This window comes from Gardnerella sp. 30-4, assembly GCF_001641215.1.
GTDB classification, from domain to species: Bacteria; Actinomycetota; Actinomycetes; order Actinomycetales; family Bifidobacteriaceae; genus Bifidobacterium; species Bifidobacterium leopoldii.
The window spans coordinates 1-436 of sequence record NZ_LXJL01000183.1; the positions used below are offsets into that span (position 1 = coordinate 1).

Sequence of the window (436 nt, forward strand, 5' to 3'; positions counted from 1 at the left end):
GAATAATATTAACAATCATTCCAAAGAAGAAAATAAGCGCAGATTCAGAGCCATACTTCAATAAAACAGTTCCAATAATTGCTTCATTATTCGGCACTACGCCTTGCACATGAAATGCGTATTGAAACATTTTGCCAAATGGATTCAACGCTTCAGTAATAACTCCAGAACCAGCTGCTAAAACAAGAAAACCAACAAGGGTACGGATTGATCCTTGCAAAATATCCGAGAATTTCTTTCTTTGCACTGCAAGCCCAATAAAGGAAATAAGCGCAACTATAACAGATGGCTGTCTGAAAATATCGAGCAGTACTGACAGAATGCCGTCCACGTAACTCTCCTTACCATATTAATCGATATAGTTTGAGCGGCTTACGCAATTATTGGCGGCAAAAAATATCTTACAAACTTCGCAAACTGTCTCTTATACACATCT

The 436-nt window shown here is 37.8% G+C and carries 1 protein-coding gene; it reads right to left on the minus strand.

Going from position 1 to position 436, the window contains the following annotated elements; all coding sequences use genetic code 11:
- Window positions 1-331, minus strand: a 331-nt coding sequence (locus A5294_RS06505; protein ID WP_304438624.1) for a PTS transporter subunit IIC, incomplete at its 3' end; no start/stop codon positions are given.
- Between the last annotated feature and the right edge of the window lie 105 nt (window positions 332-436).